Annotated in this window: 13 protein-coding genes; 7 read left to right on the top strand and 6 right to left on the bottom strand. The window is 63.2% G+C overall.

Annotation, left to right across the window (positions count from 1 at the left end; genetic code table 11):
- Nucleotides 1-57 precede the first annotated feature (57 nt).
- The 7 genes from BMZ66_RS22580 to BMZ66_RS22550 all read left to right on the top strand — a co-directional run bounded on the left by BMZ66_RS22580 (nucleotide 58) and on the right by BMZ66_RS22550 (nucleotide 15,111).
- The gene (locus BMZ66_RS22580) at nucleotides 58-1,053 is read left to right on the top strand and encodes a GRP family sugar transporter (RefSeq protein WP_092678648.1); all 996 of its coding nucleotides are present in this window, start codon (nucleotides 58-60) and stop codon (nucleotides 1,051-1,053) included.
- Nucleotides 1,054-1,130: 77 nt separating this feature from the next.
- Nucleotides 1,131-2,708 (top strand): ADP-ribosylglycohydrolase family protein, encoded by a 1,578-nt coding sequence (locus tag BMZ66_RS22575; protein WP_092678647.1) that lies wholly within the window; start codon nucleotides 1,131-1,133, stop codon nucleotides 2,706-2,708.
- A gap of 82 nt (nucleotides 2,709-2,790) precedes the next feature.
- Nucleotides 2,791-5,121, top strand: coding sequence for a beta-glucosidase BglX (gene bglX, locus BMZ66_RS22570; protein ID WP_092678646.1), 2,331 nt, complete (start codon nucleotides 2,791-2,793; stop codon nucleotides 5,119-5,121).
- Between the two features lie 45 nt (nucleotides 5,122-5,166).
- Nucleotides 5,167-7,614 carry a GH92 family glycosyl hydrolase gene (locus BMZ66_RS22565; RefSeq protein ID WP_092678645.1) on the top strand — a complete coding sequence of 816 codons (2,448 nt, stop codon included), beginning with the start codon at nucleotides 5,167-5,169 and terminating at the stop codon, nucleotides 7,612-7,614.
- Between the two features lie 109 nt (nucleotides 7,615-7,723).
- On the top strand, nucleotides 7,724-9,070 hold the full coding sequence (locus BMZ66_RS22560; protein ID WP_092678644.1) for an MGH1-like glycoside hydrolase domain-containing protein: 1,347 nt from the start codon (nucleotides 7,724-7,726) through the stop codon (nucleotides 9,068-9,070).
- 90 nt (nucleotides 9,071-9,160) lie between these two features.
- Entirely contained in the window at nucleotides 9,161-11,347 is a 2,187-nt protein-coding gene (locus BMZ66_RS22555) for an alpha-galactosidase (protein WP_092678643.1), read from the top strand.
- A gap of 131 nt (nucleotides 11,348-11,478) precedes the next feature.
- A complete protein-coding gene (locus BMZ66_RS22550; RefSeq protein WP_092678642.1) occupies nucleotides 11,479-15,111 on the top strand; it encodes a choice-of-anchor D domain-containing protein in 3,633 nt (1,210 codons plus the stop codon).
- Between the two features lie 1,111 nt (nucleotides 15,112-16,222).
- Here BMZ66_RS22550 and BMZ66_RS22545 read toward each other — a convergent pair.
- From BMZ66_RS22545 to BMZ66_RS22520, 6 genes are all read right to left on the bottom strand, one after another.
- A complete protein-coding gene (locus BMZ66_RS22545) occupies nucleotides 16,223-17,110 on the bottom strand; it encodes a glycerophosphodiester phosphodiesterase family protein (RefSeq protein WP_092678641.1) in 888 nt (295 codons plus the stop codon).
- Complete coding sequence (locus tag BMZ66_RS22540; RefSeq protein ID WP_092678640.1) at nucleotides 17,110-18,606, bottom strand: calcineurin-like phosphoesterase C-terminal domain-containing protein; 1,497 nt, start codon at nucleotides 18,604-18,606, stop codon at nucleotides 17,110-17,112. Before BMZ66_RS22540 ends, BMZ66_RS22545 begins: the two co-directional genes overlap by 1 nt.
- A gap of 98 nt (nucleotides 18,607-18,704) precedes the next feature.
- Nucleotides 18,705-19,190 carry a hypothetical protein gene (locus BMZ66_RS22535; protein ID WP_092678639.1) on the bottom strand — a complete coding sequence of 162 codons (486 nt, stop codon included), beginning with the start codon at nucleotides 19,188-19,190 and terminating at the stop codon, nucleotides 18,705-18,707.
- A 12-nt stretch (nucleotides 19,191-19,202) separates the two neighbouring features.
- Complete coding sequence (locus BMZ66_RS22530; RefSeq protein WP_092678638.1) at nucleotides 19,203-19,985, bottom strand: DUF5689 domain-containing protein; 783 nt, start codon at nucleotides 19,983-19,985, stop codon at nucleotides 19,203-19,205.
- A gap of 54 nt (nucleotides 19,986-20,039) precedes the next feature.
- The gene (locus tag BMZ66_RS22525; RefSeq protein WP_092678637.1) at nucleotides 20,040-21,506 is read right to left on the bottom strand and encodes a SusD/RagB family nutrient-binding outer membrane lipoprotein; all 1,467 of its coding nucleotides are present in this window, start codon (nucleotides 21,504-21,506) and stop codon (nucleotides 20,040-20,042) included.
- 18 nt (nucleotides 21,507-21,524) lie between these two features.
- Nucleotides 21,525-24,791 (bottom strand): SusC/RagA family TonB-linked outer membrane protein, encoded by a 3,267-nt coding sequence (locus BMZ66_RS22520; RefSeq protein WP_092678636.1) that lies wholly within the window; start codon nucleotides 24,789-24,791, stop codon nucleotides 21,525-21,527.
- Between the last annotated feature and the right edge of the window lie 429 nt (nucleotides 24,792-25,220).

The following is a 25,220-nucleotide window of genomic DNA, read 5'->3' as shown; positions in this document are numbered from 1 at the left end:
CGCGCAGGCCCCACGTGTGGCCGCTGTCCTTTCTCTCCCCATCCTCAACCCCATCCCATGTTCATCATCGATTCCTACACCACGGCCGTGCTTTTTTGCGGGGTCACCATGCTCTGCTGGGGCTCCTGGGCTAACACCCAGAAGCTGGCCGCGCAGCAGTGGCGCTTCGAGCTTTTTTACTGGGACTACGTGCTGGGCATCGGGCTCACGGCCTTGCTCATCGGCCTCACGCTGGGCAGCACGGGTGCGGCCGGGCGGGGCTTTCTGGCCGACCTGCGGCAGGCCGATGCGGCGGCCGTGGGCTCGGCGGTGCTCGGCGGCGTCATCTTCAACGCCGCCAACATTCTGCTGGTGGCTGCCATTGCCATCGCGGGCATGTCGGTGGCTTTTCCGGTGGGCATCGGTATCGCGCTGGTGTGCGGGGTGATGGTTAACTATCTGAGCAACCCGGTCGGCGACTCGGGGCGGCTGTTTCTGGGGGTGGGGCTGGTGATGGTGGCCATTTTGCTCAATGCCTTTGCCTACCGCCGGGCGGCGGCCCAAAAGGCCCAAGTATCGGGCCGGGGGCTGCTGCTGGCCGTGGTGGCCGGCCTGCTGATGGGCTTTTTCTACAAGTACGTGGCCGCGGCCATGTTCCCGGATTTTAGCGTTCCCGTGGCGGGCAAGCTCAGCCCGTACTCGGCCGTGTTCTGCTTTGCCGGGGGCGTGCTGCTCAGCAACTTCCTGTTCAACTCGCTGCTCATGCGGCACCCCTTCAGCGGCGCGCCGGTGACCTACGCCGACTACTTCCGGGGCAGCGCCCGCAGCCACCTCATGGGCGTGCTGGGCGGCGGCATCTGGTGCGTGGGCATGGCCTTCAGCATCATCGCCTCCGGCAAAGCCGGGCCGGCCATATCCTACGGGCTGGGGCAGGGCGCCACCGTCGTGGCGGCCCTCTGGGGCATTGTCATCTGGAAGGAATTCCGGAACGCGCCCAAGGGTACGCCCATGATACTCAACGGCATGCTGGCCTGCTACCTCGGCGGCCTGGTGCTGATTATCGCCGCCCGCTAACCCACGCGCTCGGGGATACCGCCCCGCGGCGACAAGCCAGCACTCACTTGATACTTTACATCGCCATGCTAAATCCCATGAAAAACAGGTTCTTACAAGCCGCTAGCCTCGCCTGCGGCCTGGCGTGCACGGCCCCGGCCACCCTGGCCCAAGCCCCGGCTAAAAAGGCCGCCAAGCCCCCGGGCGCTGCCAAAACCCTGACCCTGACCAAGGCGGCGCTGCAAAACAAAATCAAGGGCGGTTGGGCCGGCCAGACCATCGGCGTGACCTACGGCGGGCCCATGGAGTTCAAGTACAACGGCACGCTGATTCAGGAGTACCAGCCCATTGTGTGGTACGACGGCTACCTGAAGAAAACAATGACCGACGACCAGGGCCTCTACGACGACATCTACATGGACCTGACGTTCGTGGAAGTGTTGGAGAAAGAAGGTTTGGACGCCCCCGTCAGCTCCTTTGCCAAGGCCTACGCCAATGCCGGCTACTACCTCTGGCACGCCAACCAGGCCGCCCGCTACAACATCCTGCACGGCATCGCCCCGCCGCAGTCGGGCCACTGGCTGAACAACCCGCACGCCGACTGCATCGACTACCAGATTGAGGCTGACTTCGCGGGCCTTATGTCGCCGGGCATGCCCAACGCGGCCTCGGCCATCAGCGACAAAATCGGGCACATCATGAACTCCGGCGACGGCTACTACGGCGGCGTCTACGTCGGGGCCCTCTACACGCTGGCCTTCACCACCGACAACATTCCGTACCTCGTGGAGGAGGCCCTGAAAACCATTCCCCGGCAGAGTAAATACCACCAGTGCATCAGCGACGTGATTCGCTGGCACAAGCAGTACCCCAACGACTGGAAGCAGACCTGGTTTGAGGTGCAGAAGAAGTGGACTTCCGACCTGGGCTGCCCCGACGGGGTGTTCAAGCCCTACAACATCGACGCCACCGTCAACTCGGCCTACGTGGTGATTGGCCTGCTCTACGGGGGCGGCGACTTCGGCAAAACCCTGAACATCTCGACGCGCTGCGGCCAGGACGCCGACTGCAACCCTTCGTCGGCGGCCGGCATTCTGGGCACCATTCTCGGCTACGATAAGATTCCCGCCTACTGGAAACAAGGCCTGGCGGACGTGGAAGCCATGGACTTCAAATACACCACCACCTCGCTCAACAAAGTGTACGCCGTGGGCTTCAAGCACGCCCTGGAAATGGTGCGCCGCAACGGCGGCAAGGTGGAGGGGGAGCAGGTGACCATCAAGCTGCAGGAGCCCACGCCGGTGAGGCTGGAAGAGAACTTCACTGGTCACTTTCCGGTGACCCGCCTGAACCCCAACAAGGCCCTGAAAGACGAGTACAGCTTTGATTTTGAGGGCATCGGCTTCGTGGTGACGGGCCAGACGGCCAAGTGGGCGTCGGAGTCGCCCTACGTCTTCAAAATGCAGGTAACGATTGACAACCAGGCCCCGGAAACCGTGGACCTGCCCACGGCTTTCACCACCCGCCGCTACGACCTGGCCTGGAAATACCAGCTGCCCAAAGGCAAGCACACCGTGCGCCTGAAGCTGCTGAACCCCAGTCCGGAGCTGGAATGCAAGCTGGGCGAGGTGTTCATCTATTCCGACAAGCCGGTGGCCGAAGTAGCTCTGAAATAGGGGCCTTACCCAGCCGACTGAGCCTCCCCAGCACGACGGAAACTGCCAAAGCACCACTGTACCCCCAAAACCGATTTTTCTCATGCCAAAGCTTTTCCGCGCTGCCCTCGTCCTAGCCTGCGTGCTGAACCTGACGTCGCTGAGCGCCCAGCCGGCCGCGCCGCGCCCGGCCCCGTTGCGCGACGACCCAAAGATGAAGCTTTTCATCGACGGGCTGATGCGCCGCATGACGCTGGAAGAAAAAATCGGGCAGCTCAACCTGCTGGCCGTAGGCTTCGATGTAACGGGGCCGGTGGTGAGTAAAGACGTCGATGCCAACATTCGCCGGGGCAACGTGGGCGGCGTATTCAACACGTACACGCCCGCCGCCGCCCGCAAGCTTCAGAGCATTGCCGTGAAGGAAACGCGGCTGCGCATCCCTTTGCTGCTGGGCTACGACGTCATTCACGGGCACCGCACCATGTTCCCGATGCCGCTGGGCCTGGCCGCCACCTGGGACCTGGGCGCCATCGAGCGCAGCGCCCGCATTGCCGCCGAGGAAGCCGCCGCCGATGGCCTGCACTGGGTATTCTCGCCCATGGTAGACATCGCCCGCGACCCGCGCTGGGGCCGGGTGGTGGAAGGCGCTGGCGAGGACCCTTACCTGGGCGCCCGCGTGGCCGAAGCCATGGTGCGCGGCTACCAGGGCCCCGACAACGACCTCACTCGGCCCAACACCGTGATGGCCTGCCTCAAGCACTTTGCCCTCTACGGCGCTGCCGAAGCCGGCCGCGACTACAACACCGTGGACATGAGCCGTCAGCGCATGTATAACGAGTACCTGCCGCCCTACCATGCCGCCATCGACGCCGGGGTGGGCTCGGTGATGTCGTCTTTTAATGACATCAACGGTCTGCCCGCTACCGCCAACAAGTGGCTGCTGACCGACCTGCTGCGTCGGCAGTGGGGTTTCCAGGGTTTTCTGGCCACCGATTACAACGCCGTGAACGAGCTGACAGACCACGGCCTGGGCGAGGCTTCGCAGGCGGCCGCGCTCGCCCTGCAGGCCGGCGTCGATATGGACATGGTGGGGGAGGCCTTCCTCAAGCACCTGGCCCCTAACCTCCAGAAAGGCCTGGTTTCCCAGGCTGACATCGACAAGGCCTGCCGCCGCATGCTGGAAGGCAAGTACCGCCTGGGCTTGTTCCAGGACCCGTACCGGGGCGTGTCGGACAAGCGCGCCCGCCAAGTCATGGGCCGGCCGGAATACTCGGCTGCTACCCGCGACCTGGCCCGGCGCAGCTGCGTGCTGCTCAAGAACGAGCGGCAAACCCTGCCCCTGAAAAAGGCCGGCAGCATTGCCCTGATTGGCCCCCTGGCCCAAAGTCAGCGCGACCTAATCGGCTCCTGGACCGCGGCCGGCGACTGGAAGCAAGCCGTGTCATTGGAGCAGGGCCTGCGCGCCGTGGGCGGCCCAGCCGTGAAAATCACCTACGCCCGCGGCGCCAACCTCACCGACGACCGCCGCCTGCACGACCAGCTCAACGCCGGCGGCGGGCAGCTCATGTTTGACGCCCGCTCCGCGGAGGAAATGATTCGCGAAGCAGTGCAAGTCGCCCAGCAGGCGGACGTCATCGTGGCCGCCGTGGGCGAGTCAGCCGGCATGACGGGCGAGGCCGCCAGCCGCGCCGACCTCGGCCTGCCCGGCCAGCAGTTGGAGCTGCTCAAGGCCCTGAAACGCACCGGCAAGCCCCTGGTGCTGGTGCTCATGAACGGCCGCCCGCTCACTCTGAGTTGGGAAGACCAAAACGCCGACGCCATCCTCGAAACCTGGTTTGCGGGCACGCAGGGCGGCAACGCCATTGCCGACGTGCTGTTCGGGGCCTACAACCCGGCCGGCAAAATCACGATGACCTTCCCCCGCGCACTGGGTCAGGTGCCGATTTACTACAACCACAAAAACACCGGCCGCCCCGCCCTCGGCGACCCGAACGACAAGTATAAGTCCAGCTACCTCGACGTGCCCAGCTCGCCGCTTTACCCCTTCGGCTACGGGCTGAGCTACACCAGCTTCGAGTATGGCAAGCCCGAGCTGAGCGCCAGCACCGTCAAAATGGGCCAGCCCCTGGAAGTATCCGTGACGGTGCGCAACACCGGCAATTACGACGGCGAGGAAGTGGTGCAGCTCTACGTGCGCGACCTGGTGGGCTCTAGCTCCCGCCCCGTCCGCGAGCTGAAAGGCTTCCAGAAAGTGCTGCTCAAACAGGGTGAAAGCCGCCGCCTCACCTTCCGCCTGACTTCCGACGACCTGCGCTTCTACAACGAGGAGCTACAGTTCGTGGCCGAGCCCGGCGCCTTCGAGGTCTTCGTGGGCGGCAATTCTCGCGACGTGCAATCGGTAGGCTTCACGCTCGAAGCGGCCCCCGGCCTGTAGAGACGCGGCACCGCGCCGCCCAATGCTCATTCAATCTTATCCGCCATGAACCCAGCCTTCGCCGTCCAGCTGACCGCCGCCCGGACTTACCTCCGGCAAGCGCTGCGTGCTCTGGTGAATAGTTTGGACGCCCTGAGCGCCGCGCCCGCGCCACCGGTTCCCCAAGAAGCTCCGTCGCCGGCGGCTGGACAGTCGTGGGTGTCGGCAGAAGCGGAAGAGATGCTGCGGGAAGTGCAGCAGGAGGGGCCCGTGCGCCTGGTCTTTACTTATCGATATCTGCTCAGCGGCCTGTTGCTGACTAGCAGCGTAGCCGCGGTAGCCCAAACGGCCGCCAGCGCCCCCATGCCCAAAGCCGCCAAAGTCCGTCAGCTGGCCGACTACGTGGACCCCTTCATCGGCGTAAACGACACCAAGGCGGGCGCTTCGAACTGCGTTATTGGCCCCCAGCTGCCCTTCGGCTCCATTAATCCCAGCCCACAGACCCAGGATGGCGACCAGGACGGCTACTCCCCCCGCCAGCCCATCCGCGGGTTCGGGCAGCTGCACGTGAGCGGCACGGGGTGGGGCAAGTACGGGCAGGTGTTCCTCTCCCCGCAGCTGGGCGTGGCCCCCGGCGAGAAAGACCACGACTCGCCCAAGGCAAACGAGCGGGCCCGCGCCTATGAGTACGCCGTGCAGCTGACCCGCTACGGCATCACCACCTCGGTGACCCCGGCCCGGCACGCGGCGATGTACAAGTTCGTGTTCCCCAAGTCCGACCAAAGCAGCATTCTGCTCGATATTACCCACTGCCTGACCCGCGACATCGTGCCCTTCGTGGGCGGCGACGTGCTGGCCGGCAACGTCACCTTCACCGGCCCCAACCGCGACGAGCTGCGCGGCTACGGCACCTACCGGGGCGGTTTCGGCGAGGGCAACTACCACGTGTACTTCTGCGCCCGCGTGGCCAAAAAGCCGGCCGCCTTCGGCACCTGGCTCAACGGTAAGCTGCAACCGGGCCAGGTTAGCGACTCGCTGCGCCAGCCCAACGATAGGGTAGGAGCATACTTCACTTTTAAGACCGCAGCTAACGAAGCGGTGTACCTGAAAGTAGCCGTGTCGCTGAAAAGCACCGAGCAGGCCGCCCGCTGGCTCGACGCCGAAATTCCCGGCTGGAACTACCAGAAAGTGCTCAGCCAGGCTCAGGCGGCCTGGAACCACCAGCTGGCCAAGGTGCAGGTAACCAAGGGCTCTGAGCGCGACAAGCGTCTGCTCTACACGGCCCTCTACCACGCCCACCTCATGCCCCGCGACCGGACGAACGATTTGCCCGGCTTCGGCCCCGAGGTGCCCATGTGGGACGACCACTTCGCCGTTTGGGACACCTGGCGCACGCTGTTTCCCCTTCATGTGCTGCTGAACCCCGGCACTGTGGCCGGTACCATCAACTCCTTCAGTGCCCGCCTGCAGAAGAACGGCAAAGTCAAGGACGCCTTCGTGGCCGGCAATGACATGCAAATGGAGCAGGGCGGCAATAACGTCGATAACATCATCGCCGACGCCTACGTCAAGCAGGTGCCCGGCGTGAACTGGCAGCAGGCCTACGCGGTGCTCAAGTTCAACGCCGATAAAGAGCGGCAGGGCAGCGCCGGCTGGCGCAAAAATGAGCCCCTGCTGGGCAACTACAAAAAGCAGGGCTGGATTCCCTTCGGGGTCATGGCCGGCAGCATGACGCTGGAGTATGCCTACAACGACTTCTGCGCCGCCCAGGTGGCCCAGGGCCTCGGCCATACCGACGACGCCCGCCGCTACCTCCTTCGCAGCAAAAAATGGGTGAACCTGTGGAACCCCCAGGCCGAGAGCGACGGCTTCACCGGCTTCATCGTGCCCCGCACCCAGGACCGGGAGTTTCTGCTCATCGACCTGAAAAAGCGGCAGGGTTCCTGGAAGCAATTTTTCTACGAGGGCAACTCCTGGACCTACTCCTGGTTTGCCCCCCACCAGCCGGACACGCTGGTGGTGCTGAACGGCGGCCCGGCGGCCTTCGCCAAAAAGCTGCAGCACGCCTTCAAGCAGGACTTGATTCAGTATGAAAACGAGCCGGCCTTCCTCGCACCCCAGCTGTTTCACCACGTCGGCCGCTCCGATTTGAGCAGCTACTACGTGCGTAAGCTCCTGCGCGAGGGCTTCAACGAGCAGGAAGGCTCGCCCGGCAACGACGACAGCGGGGCCATGAGCTCTTGGTTTGTCTTCTCGGCCCTGGGCTTCTTCCCCAACGCCGGCCAGAACTACTACTACCTCAACGGCCCCCTCTTCGAGGACGTGACCCTGACGCTCAGCAACGGCCGGCGCCTGCGCATCGTGGCCCGCAACGCTGGCCCAGACAACATCTACGTGCAGTCGGTAAAGCTGGCCGGACAGCCGGTGAAGGGCTTTTCCATCACCCACGAGGAGCTCATGCGCGGCGGCCTTTTGGAATTTGAAATGAGCAGTAAGGCCTTGGCGCTGCAGTAAGCTGCCGTGCCATTGCGGTGGCCGTGATGTGCGCGCTGCGAAATGATACACCCTTCTGACATACAAAGGATTAGTCAATAATCACTCGTCTTTTCCCTTTTTACCCCCCATGTCTCAACGTCGTACTTTCCTGAAAAGCGCAGGGGCCGCCGGGCTCACTGCCCTCCTGTCCCCGTTGGACGCCTGCTCCGCTGCGCCGGCCGCTGCCGAGACAAGTGCGGCGGCCGGCTCCAAGCCTTTTGTCGTCTCGCCCGAGCTGGCCCAGCGCATGTACGACAAGGCCTTGAGCATCGCTAAGTCCAAGATTCGGGGCGGGGAGAAGGAGCCGTTTTTCAAGAAACCCTACCTGGACGAGGCTTTTTCGCCCAATATCTTTTACTGGGATACCTGCTTCATGGCCTGCTACGCCAAGTACCACCAGCAGGAATTGCCCATTGCCCAGGCCCTCGACAACTTCTACCGCGTGCAGGACGAGGACGGCTATATCGGCCGCGAATACACGGAAAACGGGCAGCCATTCTGGGAAAAGCACCACCCGGTGAGCATCAACCCGCCGCTGCTGGCGTTTGCCGAGTTGGAGCTCCACAGCCAGCAGCCCGACGTGGAGCGTCTGCGCCGGGTGTACCCGAACCTGAAACGCCACTTCGATTTCCTGCAGCGCACGTACCGCGGCGACGACAACCTGTACTTCGGCGACACCCTGGGCATGGGCATGGACAACATTCCGCGCTACCCGGCGGGCTGGAAAGACGACGGCAAAGGCTTGCCCGTCAAAAACCTTTTCCCCAAAATATTCCAGTACCGCGGCACCAATGCCAGCTGGAACATCCAGGGCCGGCTCGTGGACTTCTCGTCCCAGATGGCCTTTTTCGCTTTAAACCTCAAGCGAATAGCCCAGCTGACCAGCCAAGCGGCCGACGTGCCCGCCTACGAGCAGGCGCACGCCGCCATCAAGCAGGCCCTCAACGAGCACTGCTGGAGCGAGGCCGACGGCTTTTACTTCGACCTGGGCTACGGCCAGCCCATCCGGCGCTTCCACGTGGGCATGTACTGGGCCCTGCTCGCCGAGTGCGTGCCCGCCAACCGCCTCAATAAGTTCGTCGCCCACCTCACCGACCCGAAGAAGTTTGGCCGCCCCGTGCCCGTGCCTTCCCTGGCCGCCGACGAGCCCGAGTACAAAGCCTACGGCGACTATTGGCTCGGGGGCGTGTGGGCGCCCACCACTTACATGGTGCTGCGCGGCCTGCAGCACGTGGGCAAGGCGGAACTCGCGCAGCAGCTGGCCCAGCGCTTCTACGGCGTGGTGGCCCAGGTATTCCAAAGCAGCGGCACCTTCTGGGAAAACTACGCTCCGGAATTCGCCAGCTACGGCAACCCCGCCAAGCCCGACTTCTGCGGCTGGACGGCCATCGTGCCCATCGCCATCTGGCGAGAGTTCATCAAAGCCAAGGCTTAAGGGCCAGCAAAAAAGCCCCCCGCAGCCGCGCCCGCCGCTACTTGCCTGCTTCCCAAGACGCCCTCAACCATACGCTTTCCCGCCCTCCACATGAACCTCCGCTACCTCTATTTCTTACTGCTGCTCACCCAAGCTTTACCCGCCTGGGCGCAAACCAGGCCGCCCGTCATTGCCATCGAAACCGAGCACCTCAGTTTGGTGCTGACGGTGGGCTCCAACCAGAAGCTCTACCAAACCTACCTAGGGGGCAAATTATCGACCGCCGACCGGCAGGCCCTGCCCAAGCCCGGTCCCTTCGATGCCTACATGCCCGCCCCCGACGAGGCCTACGTACCGGCCGGCACCGACAACCTCTTCGAGCCGGCCATCCGCCTGGTGCACGCCGACGGCAACCCCGGCCTGGCCCTGGCCTTCGCCGACGTGAAAACCGTCAAAAACAGCGACGACCTGACCACGACCACCGTGCACCTGCGCGACCCGGCTTACCCCGTGGACGTGCTGCTGCACTTTGCGGCTTACCAGAAAGAGGACGTCATCAAGACCTGGACGGAAATCAAGCACCGCGAGAAAAAGCCCATCGTGCTCACCCAGTACGCCTCGGCCATGCTGCGCCTGCACGCCCCGCACTACTGGCTGACCCAGCTGCACGGCGACTGGGCCGCCGAAGCCCAGGAAGTGCAGCACGAGCTGACCAGCGGCCTGAAAGTTATCGACTCCAAGCTCGGCACCCGCCCCAGCTGGTACCACACGCCCTCCTTTTTGGTGGCCCTGGACAAGCCCGCCACCGAAACCAGCGGCGAAGTGCTGGCCGGCACCCTGGCCTGGACCGGCAATTTTCGCCTGGCCTTCGAGGTCGATAACCTGAACACGCTGCGCCTGCTGCCCGGCATCAATCCCTACGCCTCGGACTACACCCTACCGGCGAATCAGTCCTTCGTCACGCCCGAATTCATCTTCACCTACAGCGCCGCCGGCAAGGGCCAGGCCTCGCGCAACCTGCACCGCTGGGCCCGCCGCTACGGCATCGTCGACGGCACCCAGCCCCGCCTGACGTTGCTCAACAACTGGGAAACCACCTTCACCAGCTTCACCGAGTCCCGGCTCGATTCGCTTATCGGCGACGCGGCCAAGCTGGGTGTGGACTTGTTTCTGCTCGATGATGGCTGGTTTGGCAACAAGCACCCTCGCAACGACGACAAAGCCGGCCTCGGCGACTGGCAGCCCAACCGCGCCAAGCTGCCCAACGGCATCGGGCACCTCGTGCAAACGGGCACCAAAGAAGGCATCAAGTTCGGCATCTGGGTAGAGCCCGAAATGGTGAACCCGAAAAGCGAGCTGTACCGCCAGCACCCCGAGTGGATTCTGCGCCTGCCCAACCGTCCCGAGGACCTGTCCCGCAACCAGCTGGTGCTCGATTTGAACAATCCCAAAGTGCAGGATTTCGTGTACCAGACCGTCGACGGGCTACTGGCCCAAAACGTGGGCTACGTGAAGTGGGACAACTGCCGCATGATTACCAACGCCTACTCGCAGTATTTGGGCAAAAACCAGTCTCACCTCTACATCGGCTACGTGCAGGGTCTGTATAAAGTGCTCGGCCGCCTGCGCCTGAAGCACCCCCGCCTGCCCATGATGCTCTGCGCCGGCGGCGGCTCGCGCGCCGACTACGGGGCCATGAAATACTTCACCGAGTTCTGGACCTCTGATAATACCGACGCCTTCGAGCGGGTGTACATCCAGTGGGGCTTTCTTAACTTCTTTCCCGCCAACACCCTGGCCAGCCACGTCACCAACTGGAACCGCCAGCACACGCTCAAGTTCCGCACCGACGTGGCCATGATGGGCAAGCTTGGCTACGACATCGACATCGCCAAGCTCACGACCGACGAGCAGCAGTTCAGCCACCAAGCAGTGAAGGCTTACAAGCGCCTGAGCCCCACCATCTGGCAGGGCGATTTGTTCCGCCTCCGCTCGCCCTACGAGGGCAATCAGGTGGCGCTGATGTACGTGGACGAAGCTCAGCGCCACGCCGTAGCCTTTGGCTATAACCTGCACACGCGCTTCCACGAGGCCGTGTTGCCCGTCCGGTTCCAAGGCCTGGACCCAAGCAAGCGCTACAAAGTGGCTGAAGTCAACCTCATGCCCAGCCAGAAAGCGGAGCTGCCCGCACACGGCCAAACCTACTCCGGCGACTACCTCATGAAAGTAGGCGTGCTGCTCAGCGACCCCGAAGCCAAGCAGCTCACCAGCCACGTGTTGGAGCTGACGGCCGAATAATTCCCCCAGCGAGCGGGGCCCGTACGGCGCAGCCCGGTCGGGTCGGCCGGTTTTTCGATTTCACGGCTGGCGCTGTCCGGCCTCTGAGATACATGCATTCATTTCTCATCTTTTCACCAACCTTCCTTCTTATGAAAAACAAGGTCTCCCAACTGCTCCTGTGGCTGCTGCTGTGCTGCGCGTTTTCCGGCGCGTCCGCCCAGGATTATTACGTCTCGGCCCTCACAGGCTCGGATACCAACGACGGCTTAACGCCGCAAACGCCCCTGGCTACCATCCAGAAAGGGGCTGATATCGTTGGTCCGGGCGGCAAAGTATTCATCATGACCGGCACCTACACCCGCATTACCCGCGGGGCGGTGTTGGAATTCACCCGCGCTGGCACGCCCGATGCCTACATCACCTTCACCCCTTACCCGGGTCATAATCCCATCCTCACGTCAACCGGAGATTCGTGGGATACCGCCGTTATCGATGGCTCGTACGTGATTTTGGACGGCCTGGAGTTTGCCGGCAACAACGCCAATCTCACCCTGGCCGGTGCGCAGGAATCGTACCTGCAATCGCGCGCGACGCCGGCGGTTTTCAATGCCCGGTTCAATACCAACGCCATGGCCGTGGCTAAGAATGCCCCTGCCCACCACGTCATCATCCGCAACTGCAAGGTTCACGATTTTCCGGGCGGCGGCATTGGAGTGGGAGGCGCTGATTACGTGACCATTGAAAACAACACCGTCTACAATAACTCGTGGTACACCATGTACGCCACCAGCGGCATCAGCATTCTAGGGCCGAAACCGATTGATACTTTTACCGGCTACAAGATGTTTGTGCGGGGTAATACCGTCTATAACAACTTTACCCAGGTAAGATGGCGGCGGACTAGTCTCGCTGCTGATGTCATATCTGATGGCAACGGCATTATTCTGGACGTCAACAATGGTAACCAGGGCACACCCGTGTACACCGGCCGCACCTTGGTGGAAAACAACGTGAGCTACAACAACGGCGGCGGCGGCATCCACGCTTTTCAAGTCGCCCGCGTCGATATCATCAACAACACGGCTTATAACAACGGCCGGGTGGTCGGCTACCCGGAAATTGATGGGCAGTCGAGTACGGATGTTAAAATCTACAACAACATCATGTACGCCCGCACCGGGGGCAACTGCAACGGTAACGACGGCGCCGGGGTGGTCTACGACTTCAACGTGTACTACAACGGCCCATTTTTACGGCAGGGCGCCAACGACGTAGTGGCGGACCCCAACTTCGTGAAGCTGGCCCCGGACGCCAGCGCAGATTTCCGCCTCCGGGCTCCGAGCCCGGCCCTGAACACGGGCAGCGCCGCTCCCGGCTTGTTCAGCGCCCAGGACATCACCGGGCTGGCCCGGCCCCAGGGCAGCCGCCCCGAACGCGGCGCCTACGAGTTCCAGTCGGGCAACCAGGCCCAAACCATCACTTTTGCTGTCTTGCCCGCCCTGCAAGTGGGCGCGGCCGACTACGACCCGCAGGCCACGGCTTCGTCGGGCCTGCCCGTGACCTACCGCAGCTCCGATAACAGCGTGGCCACTATCATCGATGGCAAGATTCAGCTCGTGAGTGGGGGTACCGCTACCATTACGGCCCAGCAGGGTGGCGACGCCACCTACGCCGCAGCCCCCGAGGTCAGCCAAACGCTCACCGTCGACGCAACCGGCTACGGCCCGCTGAGCCTGAACTCCACGTTTGAGACGGGGACCGAGGGCTGGCGCGTATTTGTCCTCAGTTCCCCGGCGGCCATATCGATTGCCGCCGTGCCCCGGACGGGCTACACCGGCAATGCCCTGGAAGCCACGGTTACGCCCCTCGCCACGGGCGCCGGCACCTTCGACGTGCAGCTAATTCACGCTATGCCGGTGGAAGCGGGCAAAACCTACACCATCCGCTTCCGGGCCAGCACGGTGACGCCGCCGCCCTCTCCCGCCGGGGCGCTGGATTTAATTGTGCAGTCGGATAAAGTGCCGTTTACCACCTACCGGTCATTTTTTGCCACCCGATTCACCGCCACCGCCACCAACTACACCTTCTCGTTTACGCCGGCCGTGACCGATGAAACCACGCAGCTCAAGTTCATGCTGGGCCGCTTCAACACCCCAGTGTACATTGATGATGTCACAATTACCTCGACGCCCACGCCGGTAATGGTCATCAAGCAAGGGGCGACGGTTATTGCCGACAACACACCCACCGGCACGACCAGCAACTTCAACTTCGGGACGGTGGCGTTCGGCAGCCCGAAAAAGGTCACGTTCACCATCGAGAACACCGGTACCCGCACCCTGAACCTGCTGTATGCACAGAAAATAAGCATCACGGGGCCCGGGTTCTCCCTGGCCACCAACGCGCCCGCGCCAACCATAGCGGCGGGGGGCAAGGTGACGTTTGAGGTGGAGTTCGCGGCCCCAGGCAGCGGCACTTTCCAAGGCAACCTGGTAATAGCCAACAGCGACCCGGCCGTGAACAAGAACCCGTACAACTTCCTGTTGTCGGCCACGGGCGTCCAAGCCGACCAAACCATCGATTTTGCTGATTCCCCGGATATCACCTACGGCGACGCCCCCCGTTCGCTCGCGGCCACAGCCAGCTCGGGTTTACCAGTGAGCTACACCCTCATCAGCGGTCCGGGTAGTATCACCCAGGGCAATGTGCTGTCCTACACGGGCGTGGGCGAATTGGTGGTGGAAGCCACCCAGACCGGCAGCACTGGCTACAACGCCGCCGCCCCGGTCCGCCGCACCTTCACCGTGGGCACCAAAGAGCTGCTGGTAACGGCCGAGAACAAAACTGTCACTTATGGGGATGCCATCCCAGTTTACACCTATACCATCACAGGCTTCGTGCTGAACGAAACGGAAGCCCAAATCAGCGGCCGCCCGGAGCTGAGCAGCCCGTACAAGCCAACCACGCCGGCCACCGAAACGCCCGTTATCAGCGTGGCAGCTGGCACCCTGAGCGCCGCCAACTACCGCTTCACGTTAGTAAACGGGCAGGTTACCATCAAGCACACGTTCCCGCAGCTGCTGGAAGCCGAAATGGCCACCATCGTGGGCGGCCGCGTAGTTACTCAGTTTGCCGGGTATACCGGCGCGGGCTACGTAACCAAAATCAACAAGGGGGATAACACGGTGGAGTGGACGGCGAACGTTTCCGGCGCCGGGGTAAGCACGCTCACCTTCCGTTTCGCCTCCGACAACCCGGCCCAAACCCTGGTGTTGACCGTAAATGGCCAGCTGATTCCGGGTGGAGTTAGGTTCGCCAACACCGGTGGCTGGCGCAATTGGACCACGGTTTCGGTACCTGCCACGCTGAAAGCCGGCATCAACACCATCCGCCTCAGCGGCAGTGGCAGCGCTGGACCCAATCTCGATAACCTGGTAATTACCAACGACACTTACGGCGCTCCTGCCCTAGCTCGGACTAGCGGCATCAGCCAATCGGCCCGTGCCGCCTCGGCTGACAAGCCGGCCACACTCATCGTGCAGGTGTATCCGGTGCCGGCCTCCACTTCCTTACGGGTAGCCGTTCCGGCCCAGGGCCAAGGCGAAATCGTGGTGCAAATCATCGATAAGTACGGGCGGGTCGTGTCCTCGCAGCGGGCCTCGGCGATGCTGGGCTTGAATGATTTTGATTTCGACGTGCGCGCCGTTCCCGCCGGAACCTACATCGTGCGCACGACGACGGCCGAGTTAAGCATGACTAAATTCATTCAGATAGAGCACTAATCACTCTTTGATTTTGAGTACGAAAAGCCCCCCAGCTAATCCGGCTGGGGGGCTTTTTTGAGCGCAGCCTGGCCTTGGCTAATTTGGTGGCCCGACCTTCCTGTTATTGAGCAGGAGGTTGAGATTTCGCTACGGCTGCGCTGCCGGGGGCACCCAGGGCAAAACCTGGGGTAAGTAGCGCTGGCGGGGCGAACGCTGGCGGGGCGAACGCTGGCGGGGTCACTACAGCCCCACGCAACTGATATTCAACCTGACCGCCCGCAACCGCCGCGACCCGTCCTTCCGGGACGCCGAGCTGTTCGACGCCATCGCCGGCATGCCCTACTTTGGCATGACCTACTCCGGAAGCCGCCCTTTTTTGCCGGCTACATTGAAGGCACCGCCGCACGACGGCAACACCTGAGCAGAGTAGGCTTCGCCTACAACGAGCAAACCCACCAAGTTACCGTGCTGCCCGCGCCCACCCCGCAGTAACTGGCCCTGCTTAGCGCCCGGCTCGCTGGACTTAATTGATGCCGTCTGCACCCGGTTTGCACCGGATTTGCACCCAGGAATGTCCGGGCAGCCTTAGGCAGTTGGTGGTAGTGCTTTATATAAAAACCAGAAAAGCCAGCAAAGCAAGGGGCGTGTCAAAAACCATATCGTGGCCAGGGCTACCCAACAACCATAGTTCAGGCCGGACAAGGTCGACTCAGGAGAGCTAAGGGCGCCACATATGGCCAGCTTGTTCGTTTGACAAAGAGCAGCGATAAATAAGAGTTAAACGGACCTTCGATAAGCACTAGCCTGCGCCATCGGCCCGACCAAATAAATTATGGTAAAGCTTACTTTTTCCATTGCTAATCCACCAAAAGGAGCAGCATCGGTTGTACTGTGTCCTCAATTAAACGTGCGCTCGACAAGTATTACGCCGCACCAGTCTTCGGGGCCGTTCGTCCCCGTTTGCAAGCCGCAACTCAGGGCTCGACCTGGGCCGCTGAACCGGGCGCCAGGAGCCAAGAGCCCGCCTGGCGCCGGGCCAGCTAATCCCCATGACTTAAAAGACTATCCTCTTCAGTTGTTATTGTTAAAAAAACGGTTTGCCTTACCCTGGCGGCAATTCCTGCCCCGACTAATCAGCATTCACCAGGTCCGGATAATCCGTGATCAGGCCGTCAACGCGTAGGTTCTTCAGGCGGGCGGCCTCCACGGCGGTATTCACAGTCCAGGGGATAATCAGCAGCTTTCGTTGGTGGCAGGCCTGCACCAGGGCCGGCGTTACCAGCTTGTGATTCGGGCTGTAGATGGTCGGGGCAAAGCTCAGGCGCTGCAGGTTCTGCGCCAGGCTCTCGATGTTCTCGACCAGCAAAGCCGTGCGCAAGGCGGGCTGCAGGCGGTGGACCACTTCCAGCGTGCGCGGGTCGAACGACTGAATAATAACGCGGCTTTGCACGCCTTTGGCATTCACCACAGCCAGGAGCAGGCGCACGAATTCTTCCGGGGCGGGGTGGTTCAGGCCGTCGCCCGCCGGCGTGGTTTTGGTTTCGATGTTGTAGTGCGGCAGGGGACGTTTCCGCCGGCGCGCGTGGGCTTCGGCCGAGTCGATGACTTCGGCCAGCAGGGGCTTGTAGGTGAGCAGCTTTTCCTGCTTCGGGAATTTGGGGTTGCCGTGGCTGCCCGCGTCGTAGCGCCGGATGGCGGCGTAGGGCAGGCCGTACAGCCGCAAGGTTTTACCCGCTTCTTTGGCCAGGGGCTGGCCATTGGGCTGGTACACGAAATCGGCGTTCAGAAACGGGTCGTGCGAGAGCAGCACCTGCTGGTCCTGGCTGATGGCGATGTCCATCTCCAGGGTCGTTACCCCCAGGTCCAGCGCCTTGCGCATGGCCGGAAGGGTGTTTTCCGGCATCAGCCCGCGGCAGCCGCGGTGACCCTGGATGTCCAGCGGACGGGTTTGCGCCCACGCGCGGCCGGGCAACCCCAGCAGCGCCCACGCACTCAGCAGCAAGAGGCTTTTGCTCATCAAACGGTCAGGGTATCGGTGTACACTTGTCCGAACCGGTCGGTTACTTCGATACGGATTTCTTTGGCGCCGGCCGAAGGTCGGGCAAAAAACAGGTGGTCCGTTAGAGTCGGCTCCACCCACTTGTGCTTGGCGGGCAGCTGGTCGCCGCCGTGCAGTTTGACGGACAGCGGGTCGAGGCCGACTTGCTGCTGCATCTCGCCTTGGCGGGCGCCGTTTTCAAACCAGGCCACTTTCCATTGCGGGTCCCAGTTCCAGACGTTGGCCACGATTTCCTCGGGCCGGTTGGCCACGCTGCCCTTCGGGTACAGGCGGAACTGGTGCCGGCGGTCGTGGCCCACCGATTTGTAGTACCACTTCAACTCACCGCCGTTCACCTCGTACACGCCGTAGCCGCTGGGCGAGCCATCGGTGCAGATGGGGCCGGTCCACCAGGCGCCGCACACCGCGCCGTGGGTGTGCTCGATGGTGTTTTCGTTGAAAATCTTCTCGCACACGTGGGTGTGGCCCGACATGATGTGCGCCGTAAACGGCTTGAGCAGGCGGTACAGCTCGGCCCGGTTCGAGACCACGCCGCCCGGCGGTTCGTCCTTGAGCTTGTTGCGCCGCTTCTCGCCGCTGTCCACCGGAATGTGCAGCGCCACGACCACGGTCGAACCCGGCTTCACGAAGCTCAAGTCCTGCTCCAGCCACTGCAACTGCTTCTCGGTGAGGTACCCGATGTACTTTTTGGGCGGGCCGATAAAGAAAACATTATCAAGCACCACGTAGTGCACTTCGCCGCGGTTGAAGGAATAGTAGGTGGGGCCGAACAGGCTTTTGAACGTCTGGGCCGAGCCTTCGTCGGTGCGGGCCGTGAGGTCCATGTCGTGGTTGCCGATGACCTGGAAGAAGGGAACCCCGGCGATTTCCACGGCCTTTTTGTAGTCCTCGAACAGCTCGTGCTTGTCCCACACCAAGTCGCCGCAGCCGATGGCAAAGGTGTTGGGCCCGTACTGCGCCGCCAGGGCTTGCAGGTCGGGTGCCGAGGAAGTTAGCAGCTCGTGGCAGTCCTTTTTGTTAATCATCTGCGGGTCGGCCCACACCATGAACGTGTGCTTGGTGTCATCACCGGCCAGCTTTTGCAGCTCAAAATCCGCCGTCATTCTATCCGTGCCCGCCTTGATGGGCTGGAAGAACTGCGCCACGCCCTTCTGGTTCGGAAAAGCGTAGCCGCGCGGCAGGGTGATGTACACGAACTCCGCCGTGGCGTTGCTCTCCAGCGTGTATTTACCGGCTTTGTCGGTCAGCACGATGTTGTAGCCGTCGGTCACGGGCACGCCCGCCAGGCCGGTGCCGCGCTGGTGCACCTTGCCTTTGATGACGAGGGGCGCCAGGCTAAGCTTGTGCCGGGAAGGCTGCTGGGTGGTGTCGACGGCGAGCACGGCCGGGGCCAAGGGCAGGCCGAGACCCGCCCCGACCAAGCCCAGGCTTTGAAGGAATTTTCTGCGGAACATAAGAGGGAAGGGCTGGCGCGGGGAAGCAGCGGGAGCGCGGGTAAAGAACCGTATCGGTTCCGGCCCGCGCCGACTCGCCGCCTCCCCGCGACCGCCCGTTAGTTTTCGTAAATGGCGATGTCGTCGAGCCCGAGGCGGCCGTTGAGCACGGCGGGCGGGTTGCTCACGCCCAGGCCCAGCTTGTTGATGCGGAAGCGCACCGGGCCGGTGAGGGTCATCAGGAAAGTGATGGAGCGCTGCCAGTTGCCGGCATCGGTCACCACGGGGCCGGTTTGCCGCCAGGTGCGGCCCTGGTCCTGCGAGTACTCCAGCTGCCAGGAGCTGGCGGCGTCGGTGTAGTAGGCGCCGTAGATGAGCGTGACTTTAGACGCACCGTTCGGCAGGTCGAACTTCATTTCGACCACGGCCGGCACGCTCAGCCCTTGCTGCATGCGGATGCCTTGGGCGCCGGTGTAGCGGTCGCGGCCCGAGGTGTTGCCCAGGATGGACTGGAACAGCTTCCAGGGGCCGCTGGGGAAGGTGAGCGTGTTGTCGGGCACGGCGGCGGTGTTCATGTCGTAGCTGGCTTTTGTGGCCTGGGGCACCGCCTCGAAGCTTTACGGGAAGTTGCGGTAAATGGGGCCGCTGGGGTCCAGTGCATCGGCGGCGGTGCGCATCCAGAGCTGCGGGGCCGGCGTGCCGGCGTCCACCTGGCCCACGGCAATGCCCTGGAACGTGGCGCTGGCCGGCATCCGGCGGGTAGCAAAAGCGGCGGCGGCTTCGGTGTGCAGCGTGAGGCGGTTGGTGCCGCCGTCGGCCAGGGTTTTGTCGCCGGCGTAGGTATCGCCCGACACCGGCAGGGGCATGATGCTCCCGCCCGTGACCCGAACCAGCGTGCCTTCGTAGGCATCGAAGTTGGCCAGCAGCGTGGCCAGGTTGAGGTCGCGGGCTGGCACGGGGTTGTTGCTGCTCACCTTGCGCACCTGGCTCGCGTTCACGCCCTCCAGGCGGAGCGCGCCGGCGCGCTTGGCCAGCGTGGCGCCCGCAATGTCCACCACCACGGAGTCGCCCGCCGCAAAGGCCGGCCCGCTGGCGTTCAGCGGAATGATGATGCCGCGCACCACGCCGCGGCGCTTGTTCTGCACCACGATGGCGGTGGGGCCACCGGGCACGTTCTGGCCCGTTGCATCGGTAATAACGATGCCCACAATCTGGTGCGCCCCCGAAAGCTGGCTGGATTCCAGCACCACGTTCGACCCCTGGTAGAGCCGGCGCACGTCTTCCAGGGAAATAATCGGGCTGGGCGTGCCGGCGGCGTAGTTGGTATTCTCCTTTAAGCAGCTGGTGCAGGCCAGGGCGGCGAGCAGGCCCCAGAGGGCAGATAATAGTTTGGTCTTCATGGAGTTCAGCAAATCTTGGGGAGAGTTAGCGGCGGCGCGGTAGTCCGGCGCGGCTTACTGTTGCCACCACACTTTGGTGTTGACGTTGTCCGGGCCCTGGTCCGCCACGGCGGCCTGGTAGTTCACTTGGTTGAGCGACTGCACGTAGAGCGGGTAGTTGATGCGCGCGGGCATCTGGCGGTTATTTTGCAGGCCGGGGCCCAGCGGCAGCACCGGGTGGCCGGTGCGGCGGTACTCAAACCACTGCTGGAAATCGGTGAAAAACAGCGCGTAGTACTTCTGCAGGTGAATCTGGTCGAGCTTGGTGTCGAAGTTGCTGCCGGGCTCCCACTTCACGTCGGCGTTGGTGAGGAAACCCGGGGGCACGGCCAGGCCCCAGAGCGTGATGCCGTTGGTGGCGCCGGTTTCGTAGAAGGTTTTGGCATCGCCACTAATCCAGCCGCGCAGGGCCGCTTCGGCCAGCAGAAGCTGCACTTCGGGGTAGTTCAGCATGTTGCCGAGCAGCGGCTCGGTCATCAGCGCGGCGGGGTAGGTGGACTTGGCAGCCGGAATCTGGGTGGCGGGGTAGCCGCTGGGAATGCCCTCGTAGGTGCCGTTGGAGAGCGTGGCCCACTTGCCCAGGCGCGGGTCGTTCCACTCCACTAGGTTGTTGATGAAAAACTCGCCCATCGAGTTAAACGAGCTGAAGTCGGCGGTGCGCCAGGTCTGGAAGGGCGACTGGTAGGGGGCCGTGCCCGTCCAGCGCAGGATGGCCGACTCGGCATTGCTGGCGATGAGCGGGTAGTCGGCCGCGTTGGTGTTCACCAGCTCGCGCAGCTTGGCTTGCGGGCTCAGGCCCCGGGCAACGGCGTCGGTGCGCTGCGACACGCGCAGCAGCAGGCGCAGGTAGAGCGAGTTGCCGAACTTGCGCCACTGCAGGGCGTTGCCCTGATAAATAGGGTCGAGCTGGGCCTGGCTCGCCGTGAGGTTCACGTTGGTTTTGAGCAGCTCGTTGGCTTCCTCCAGCTTCGCGAACAAGTCGCGGTAGATATCTTCCTGCCGGTCGAACTTGGGTTGCAGCAGGCCCGCGCGGCCCTGCAGGGCTTCCGCGTAGGGCACGTCCCCGAACGTATCGGTGAGTAGCGAAAAGGTCCAGACCTCGCAGATGCGGGCGATGCCCATGAAGGTGCTGCTCTGGGTGGCCGCGGCGCTGGCGTACATGTCGCGGAAGTCGGTGAGCTGCGTGTACCAGCCGTTCCATAGAAAGTCGGCCTCGGCCGGGCGGATGACGTAGCGGTGAAACTCGTCGCCGTCGACGCGGGCCACGTGCACCTGCATCAGCTCGTTGGTGATGCGGTGGGCCCGGTCCATGTTGCGCTTCACCAGGTCGGTGAGGGCCGGGGCCAGCAGCGTTTCCGGCAGCACGTTGGGGTTTTGGTTGGGGTTGACGTTCAGCTCCTCGAACCCGTCGGTGCAGGCCGGCACGGAAGCCAGGCTGGTGCCCGCCAGGAGCAGGAAAAGCAGTCGTTTGAGGTTTTTCACGGCGATTAAGAAAAAGCGTTAAATGCCCACCGTCAGGTTCAAACCCACGGTGCGGGTGCTCGGAAACTGGCCCAGCTCGAAGCCCAGGTCAATGGTGCCGTCGTTCAGGGTGCCGAACTCGGGGTCGAAGGCCGGCCACTTGGTGAAAATGAACAGGTCGCGGCCGTACACGCCGATGGAGGCCTGGGTCAGCTTGAGCTTGCTGAGCAGCGGGGCGGGCAGGGCGTAGTCGAGGCGCATTTCGCGCAGCTTGATGAAATCGGTGCGGAAGAGGTTGGCTTCCACGTTGTCGCGGCCGTAGTGCGCCACGTAGTAGTTCGGGAGGTTCTCGGCCACCACGTCGTTGGGCCGGAAGCTGCCGTCGGCGTTCCGGGTCACGCCGTCGCCGATGATGCCGTTGTAGCGGCCCGGCAGGGTGAGCGTGGACTTGCCCTGCTCGGCCAGCACGGCGTTGGTCATCGAATACGCCTTGGCCCCGTACTGCGCATCGAACAAAACGTTCAGCCGGAGGTGCCGGTAGCTGAATTCCGTGCCCGCGCTGGCCCGCCACTGGGGCAGGGCGTTGCCGAGGTACTTGATTTGGTCGCCGAGCACGGGGTAGCCGTTCTGGTAGAGGATTTGGCCGTCGGGGGCGCGCTCGTAGCCGCGCCCGTAAATGGCGCCCATGCTGCCGCCGGGCCGGGCTTCGACTGTGCCGCGGCCGCCGGGGCCGCGCTGCAGTTGGTAGGTGAACACGCTGTCGGCCAGCGCCACCACCTGGTTGCGGTTGGCCGTGTACGTGCCAAAAACCTTCCAGCCGAAGCCTTGCGGGTTGCTGATGACCTGGGCGTTGGCCTGAATTTCCAGCCCGTCGTTGCGCACCAGGCCGGCGTTGAGCACGGCCTGGTTGTAGCCCGAGGCGCGGTCGACGGGCACCTGCAGAATCTGGTCGTAGGTGTTGTTGCGGTACACGGCCACGTCGAGGCCGATGCGGTTGGCCAGGAAGCGCAGGTCGGCGCCCAGCTCCACGCTTTCGGTGCGCCGGGGCTTGAGGCCGCTGTTGGCAATGGCGCCGGGGTTGCTCAGGCCCGAGGGAAAGCCCGGGGCCACGGCGTAGGTGTAGGCCGTGAGGTAGGGCGTGGTGGTGCCGCTGCCCACCTGGGCCCAGGAGCCGCGCAGCTTGGCGAACGAGACAATTTCCGGCAGCGGCAGCACCTGCGAGAGCACCGTGCTCAAGCTGGCCGACGGATAGAAAAAGCCGGTGTTGGCCGTCGAGTTGGCCGTGGCCAGGGTGCTGGTCCAGTCCTGGCGGGCCGTCAGGTCGAGGTACAGGAACTTGTGGTAGCCCAGGGAGGCCAGGCCGTAGAAGCTGTTCACGGCGAACTCGGCGCGGTAGGGCAGCGCGATTGGCAGGTCGCGGCTGTTGGCGAAGGTGAACACCTGCGGGTAGAGCAGGCGCTCGGCGCGCAGCTCGTCGCGGTTGTAGCGGTTGCGCAGGGCGCTGCCGCCGCCCGAGACGCTGGTTTCGAAGCGCCCGAACTGGTGGGCGTACTGCAGCAGGAAGTCGTGGTTCATCTCCTGCGAGAAGATGTTCTGGGTGCGGAACATGCCCTCCTTGTACTTCTCCGTATCCTTGGGGCGCTGCTGCGAGCGCGCCTCGTACGAGTAGTCCAGTGCGGAGCGCAGCATCAGGTTCCAATCCTTGCTGAACTTGTAGTTGACCTGCACATTGCCGGTGAGCGAGTTGCGGTTGCTCTTATTGAGCATCTCGTAGGTAATCAGGTACGGATTGTCCACCAGGCTGCTGAAGGGGTAGCGCTGGGTGATGCCCACCGAGCCGGGCAGCCAGTAGTCTTTCACCCAGTTGAGGTCGGCGTTGGGCAACTGAAACATGAGCCAGTACATGAGGCTCTGGTTGTTGTAGCCGGTCGAGGGCAGGTTGTCGCTGGCCCGGTTGGTGAAGTTCACCTTGGTCGACACCTGGAGCTGGTCCGTTATTTTCTGGCTGGCCGAGAGCGCCACGGAGTTGCGCTGGTAGCCCGTGTTGGGGATAATCCAGCTGTTCTGCAGGTTGGTCAGCGACAGGCGCACGGCGGTGCGGTCGGTGCCGCCGTCCAGCGAAATGGTGTTGGTGAAGGTTTTACCGGTTTGGAAGAAGTCCTGGCGGTTGTTTTCGTAGGGTACCCACGGCGTGCGCTCGGTGCCGGCCGCGTTGGTGGCGGGGTCGTATTGGTAGAAGGTCTGGCCGTTGAATTTCGGGCCCCAGGCCGAGCTGCTGCTGCGGGTGCTGGGCCCGTCGGCGGTGGCCCCGTAGGAGTAATAGTTTTCGCCCGCGGCGCCCTGGCCGTACTCGTACTGGTAGTCGGGCCAGCGCGAAATCATGTCCACCGCGGCGTTGGAGTTGAAGGTGACGCCGATGCCTTTCTTGCGCGCTTTGCCTGATTTGGTGGTGATGACAACGGCGCCGTTGCTGCCGCGCGAGCCGTACAGCGCCGTGGCGCCCGGCCCCTTGAGCACCGTCACCGACTCGATGTCCTCGGGGTTGATGTCGCTGAGGCCGGTGCCGAAATCGACCGGCGACTCGCTCTGCAGGTAGGCCGTGCTGCCGTTGCCCGAGAGCTGGGGCCGGTGGCTGCCGCCGAGCACCACGCCGTCCACCACAATCAGGGCGTCATTATCGCCCGCCAGCGAGCTTTCGCCGCGCAGGATAATCTTGTTCGAACCGGCCGGCCCGCCGCCGGAGCGCACCAGGTTCAGGCCCGCCACTTTGCCAGAGAGGGCATCGGTCCAGTTGTTGGATTTGGCCTCGGTGAGCTGCTCGGTAGCCAAAGTGGTGACGGAATAGCCCAGGGCTTTCTCTTCGCGCTTGATGCCCAGCGCGGTCACTACTACCTCGTCGAGGCCGGTGATTTCTTCGCGCAAGGCCACATTGTAGGTGCTGTTCTCGCCCACGGCCACTTCGTGCGGCAAGTAGCCCACAAACGAGAATATCAGCACGCTGCCGGGCGGCACGGCCAGCTCGTAGCTGCCGTCGGCGTTGGTGATGGTGCCGGTCGTGGCGTCCTTCACCCGCACCGACACGCCGGGCAGGCCTTCGCCCTTGGCGTCTACCACCCGACCTTTTACCGGCTTGGGGTCGGCCTTTGCCGCGCCAGGCGGGTAAGCAGCCCCTACGGCCACCCGGGTAATGGGGGGCGCCGGGAGCGAGGCCGCGTGGGCAACGGCTGGGCTCAGGGCCGTCAGCCCGAGTCCGGCCAGCGCGCGTCGCCAGCCAGCCCCCCTTTGAGGGTACCTCGTTTGTCTCATAGATTTGGAAGTGAGCGTGGTTAAATTTTTCCGGATTTAATGGACCCTCCAGGGGGCCGGCAGGTACGAACTGCAGGCTTTTTACCGGAAGGCACTGCTGGTCCGTGAACTTGTAGCGCCCAGACCGGCACCCGAACCCCAACCTTGCTTTGCGGCAAGCGAGCAAACCTGCCGGAAGCGGATGAAATCAGCCTGCTGTACCCGCGGGATTGCCGCATCTGAAGCGGAAGAGAACCGGGCAGAAATAGCTTAACGGTGGACCCACTGGCGAGCTTCATATCAGGAGACAAAGCTATTGGCGGCATGAGGCGACACGGTTATTGCAGCGTTAAGCTATGGTTACCGGGTCAAGGCCAAAAGCACAGTCGGTGCGTGGTGGCAAGGCCCCACCGTTTTCCGCAGAGCTCATTTCGGCAACACTACCTCAGA

Source organism: Hymenobacter arizonensis (assembly GCF_900115775.1).
Classification (GTDB): domain Bacteria; phylum Bacteroidota; class Bacteroidia; order Cytophagales; family Hymenobacteraceae; genus Hymenobacter; species Hymenobacter arizonensis.
Note: the sequence above shows the minus strand (reverse complement) of the source record. Positions and strands in the feature narration are given on the sequence as shown.

What these genes read in the sequence shown, in the direction of transcription:
- BMZ66_RS22580 (WP_092678648.1), top strand. Translation starts at nt 58, where the DNA reads ATGTTCATCATCGATTCCTACACCACGGCCGTGCTTTTTTGCGGGGTC.
- BMZ66_RS22575 (WP_092678647.1), top strand. Translation starts at nt 1,131, where the DNA reads ATGAAAAACAGGTTCTTACAAGCCGCTAGCCTCGCCTGCGGCCTGGCG.
- bglX (WP_092678646.1), top strand. Translation starts at nt 2,791, where the DNA reads ATGCCAAAGCTTTTCCGCGCTGCCCTCGTCCTAGCCTGCGTGCTGAAC.
- BMZ66_RS22565 (WP_092678645.1), top strand. Translation starts at nt 5,167, where the DNA reads ATGAACCCAGCCTTCGCCGTCCAGCTGACCGCCGCCCGGACTTACCTC.
- BMZ66_RS22560 (WP_092678644.1), top strand. Translation starts at nt 7,724, where the DNA reads ATGTCTCAACGTCGTACTTTCCTGAAAAGCGCAGGGGCCGCCGGGCTC.
- BMZ66_RS22555 (WP_092678643.1), top strand. Translation starts at nt 9,161, where the DNA reads ATGAACCTCCGCTACCTCTATTTCTTACTGCTGCTCACCCAAGCTTTA.
- BMZ66_RS22550 (WP_092678642.1), top strand. Translation starts at nt 11,479, where the DNA reads ATGAAAAACAAGGTCTCCCAACTGCTCCTGTGGCTGCTGCTGTGCTGC.
- BMZ66_RS22545 (WP_092678641.1), bottom strand. Translation starts at nt 17,110, where the DNA reads ATGAGCAAAAGCCTCTTGCTGCTGAGTGCGTGGGCGCTGCTGGGGTTG.
- BMZ66_RS22540 (WP_092678640.1), bottom strand. Translation starts at nt 18,606, where the DNA reads ATGTTCCGCAGAAAATTCCTTCAAAGCCTGGGCTTGGTCGGGGCGGGT.
- BMZ66_RS22530 (WP_092678638.1), bottom strand. Translation starts at nt 19,985, where the DNA reads ATGAAGACCAAACTATTATCTGCCCTCTGGGGCCTGCTCGCCGCCCTG.
- BMZ66_RS22520 (WP_092678636.1), bottom strand. Translation starts at nt 24,791, where the DNA reads ATGAGACAAACGAGGTACCCTCAAAGGGGGGCTGGCTGGCGACGCGCG.